Annotated in this window: 5 protein-coding genes; 4 read left to right on the forward strand and 1 reads right to left on the reverse strand. The window is 38.9% G+C overall.

Annotation, left to right across the window (positions count from 1 at the left end; all coding sequences use genetic code 11):
- The first annotated feature begins 139 nt into the window (after positions 1-139).
- From BTA31_RS20765 to BTA31_RS20780, 4 genes are all read left to right on the forward strand, one after another.
- Positions 140-559 (forward strand): hypothetical protein, encoded by a 420-nt coding sequence (locus BTA31_RS20765; RefSeq protein ID WP_142243764.1) that lies wholly within the window; start codon positions 140-142, stop codon positions 557-559.
- Between the two features lie 696 nt (positions 560-1,255).
- On the forward strand, positions 1,256-1,924 hold the full coding sequence (locus BTA31_RS20770) for a tyrosine-type recombinase/integrase (protein WP_076793897.1): 669 nt from the start codon (positions 1,256-1,258) through the stop codon (positions 1,922-1,924).
- On the forward strand, positions 1,846-2,175 hold the full coding sequence (locus BTA31_RS23780) for a tyrosine-type recombinase/integrase (protein ID WP_076793899.1): 330 nt from the start codon (positions 1,846-1,848) through the stop codon (positions 2,173-2,175). Before BTA31_RS20770 ends, BTA31_RS23780 begins: the two co-directional genes overlap by 79 nt.
- Before the next feature lie 13 nt (positions 2,176-2,188).
- On the forward strand, positions 2,189-2,608 hold the full coding sequence (locus BTA31_RS20780) for a hypothetical protein (protein WP_076793902.1): 420 nt from the start codon (positions 2,189-2,191) through the stop codon (positions 2,606-2,608).
- A gap of 339 nt (positions 2,609-2,947) precedes the next feature.
- Here the strand turns inward: BTA31_RS20780 and BTA31_RS20785 are convergent.
- Positions 2,948-3,128 (reverse strand): MscL family protein (locus tag BTA31_RS20785; RefSeq protein ID WP_193427268.1); only part of this gene is annotated, 181 nt, incomplete at its 5' end.

The raw sequence follows: 3,128 nt of genomic DNA on the forward strand, positions 1-3,128 counted from the left end.
TCTCGATTAAATAATGCAGAATAGTCTCAAAAGGCGGGGATAAGGAAACTCCCCCGTCGATCAGGACTAAGAAAAAATTAGGAGGTTGATAGAGATGGTTTATAAGAAAATTATCCTGCCGATGATCTAAGCTACTTTGTTGTTTAGTGCAGCTGCCCCAGTTTATTCACAAACGAAGGTAGAGAATGAAACAGTATCAACACCCGATGTTTTAACTCAAGATGAATTCACATATGACTTTCAAGGGACAAAAAATGAAGTTAAGACAGTAGAGGATAGCCGAACCCTCACCACCACTGTAAAAACGGGCAAGCGTATAGAAGAATTTAAAACGGACAAGGCTACCGGACATATTTCTGTGACAAGTGATTATCTTACTGACACAGAAATAAAAGATTATGAGAAAGTTGTAAATGACATTGCTAGTCAATTGGATGGACAAGTGGATGACACAGCACTAGCTGGAAATCAGTTTAACACGTCGAGGTTGGCTACTAGCGACAATTTTAATATCCAAAAAAGGTCGGAAAATGGTATTGGTCAAAATGGGACAATGTAACAGTAACGGTTCAAGATAAAGCTACAGTCACCATAATTACAGCTGCGATTCTAAGTAGGATACCATACATCGGTTGGGTTGCAGGTGCAGCAGCCTCAATTATTATTAATTACAAGATGAAAACAGGTTATTTTAAAGTTAGAGGCGCTTCAGCTCTAGATTCTGACCCTAACTATGGTTGGATGAAAAAACGAGTACAGTTGTTTAAGGACAAGAAGCGTACAAAAAAACTTTCTGATAAAACATCTTCCCCTGTGAAAGTTCGTATGTATTAATACAAGCAAAGAGCACCCGCCTAATTATGCTGGTACTCTTATTTAGGTTTATTTCCGTTTGTGGTCGTATTTGCTTGCTAAAGTGATTTGAAACACACCGAAGATCAACGTAAGGACTATCACGGCTGTAAAGATATATTTAGCGGGTAACAGGAAGTAAGCAAGTACAAAAGAAATCAAAAGGATCACATAACCGATATTAAAGGCTTTTTTAAAAGTCAGTTAGATCTCCCTCCCCTTTTTAAAGCATATCACAGCCATTGGAATTTTATAACTATAGATGTGGGGAGAATAGACACTTAAAACTGGCATGAGAATATACATTCTCATGCCAGTTTGATATACTTTTCATAAAAAATTATTCGAGAACAGGCCAAATGAGGCCCGAAAACTCGCACGAGAAAATTTCAAGGTGGATGTAATGAAAAATGTGATTCCGTTTCAGCCATCTAAGAGTCTCCTTGATGAATATGCTGAAGCGATTTCTGGAAAAGCAGATAAGACGGTTGAGGATTATATTCGTGCTGTTCGCCAGCTTACTGAATGGATTGCCAGACGACCAGGAAGTGCAGGAGTATTTCGTCCGGAACAATTTACAAAAACGGCAATGGAAATGTACTTGAGAGAGATGGAGGATCAAGGTTATAGTGTACGCTATCGTAATAAAGTCATATCGGCAGCTTCTAGCTTTGCCAATTGGCTAATAGAGGATAAAGGCCAGCTTCAGCGTAATCCTACTAAAGGCGTGGCTATTCCACCAGAACCTCTAATGGCTCCTCGGGAGCTTACTGAAGATCAGCGGTATGTTCTGCGTAATCTTGTGGAACGGCATGCTGACCTTCGCGGGCAAGCTATTTTTGCATTAGGGTATTGGGCGGGCCTGCGAGTAAGTGATGTGTCGTGGCAGCTGATGGAGGATACACATATCGGCCCCAAAATTGGATGGATACGAACTGGCCATAAAGGCCGTAAATACCGCGAAATTGATGTAGTAAATGAAGTCGAAGTTCCTTGGCAGCATATATTGAAAATGGACGGAAACATACATCAAGCCCATATGTATTTACCTCTCAGCGTGCTGACAGGCTAACAGAATCCGGTATTGAACGTTGGTTTCGCAATTTAAAGTCGTTAGCTACCAAAGACGAATGGGAATTGATTAAAGATGTGGCTTTTCACGATTTTGCGCATCAAGCTCGTGAAATCGGATGGACTCTTGAAGAAATTGCGTATTACCTTGGTCATATTACTACAAAGGGAACTCCAGCTATTTCAACTACTGTCCGTTATACTCAGGTTAATAGAAGACATTTGCGCGATAAGCTCAATCTCATAAAATAGGAGAGATGATGTCATGAAGAGCAAAATGAAAATTATTTTTTTAGGCATTGTAGTTGCGAGTATGATACCGACTACTTCAGCATTCGCAAGTGAAGTGCAATCGTTTTGGTGGAAGACACTTGCTGATTATAATGCGACTATTTCAACGGAGGCCCACATGACTGGTGAATATAAGTCAAATGGGGGAGACTATAGAGTATGTGTTTATAACATTAGATCTGGAAATACAATGACGGTAAGCCTTTACGAAATTGATCCTGGTTTGCTTTTTGAACGTATCGGAAGTAGGAAAGGTATTAAGGCACCAAGTGGCTGTGCAATATGGAATGGATTAAATAGTTGGATTGATGGTTCGAATAAAAAGGCAGAATTAAATACTAAAATTGCTTCCGAAACAGGGCGTGACTCTGTGCGAGTTATAATTCAAGATTAAGACGTGAAAGATATGCCATTGTAGCATTCGATAGATATACAGAAGATTAGCGTCGATTAGTACTACTGGCTAGTTACAAGCGCTCACTTCACCCTAGAGATCTAGGTAGGGGGGAGGACTGTGCAGATTTGAAGACGAAGGAAGCTTTTAATCGCATTTCTAAAAAAAAGAACACCGTTAAGTGTTCTAAGGGGGTACAGGTGGTGAGCTGTACAGATTTGAAAGAAGGTACATCACTTTGGGAAAGCTATGATATTATTATAGCAAATTAAATCTAAAAATAAATAGAAAATTCTAAATTTACAGTAATTTAATGTGTGTGTTTTAATTATGTGAATGTTAGTTTTGTTTCTTTAATAGATCCCTAATTTCTGTAAGCAACTCTTCTTCTTTCGACGGCGTTTCTTCTTCAACCTTCTCTTCCTTGTGTTTTAAACGAGTGAACAATTTAATAAACATAAAGATAGAGAAGGCCACAATGAAAAAGTCTACGATAGTTTGAAAAAAATTACCGTATTTA

It is taken from the genome of Bacillus haynesii (genome assembly GCF_001969855.1).
GTDB classification, from domain to species: Bacteria; Bacillota; Bacilli; order Bacillales; family Bacillaceae; genus Bacillus; species Bacillus haynesii.

What these genes read in the sequence shown, in the direction of transcription:
- BTA31_RS20770 (WP_076793897.1), top strand. Translation starts at nt 1,256, where the DNA reads ATGAAAAATGTGATTCCGTTTCAGCCATCTAAGAGTCTCCTTGATGAA.
- BTA31_RS20780 (WP_076793902.1), top strand. Translation starts at nt 2,189, where the DNA reads ATGAAGAGCAAAATGAAAATTATTTTTTTAGGCATTGTAGTTGCGAGT.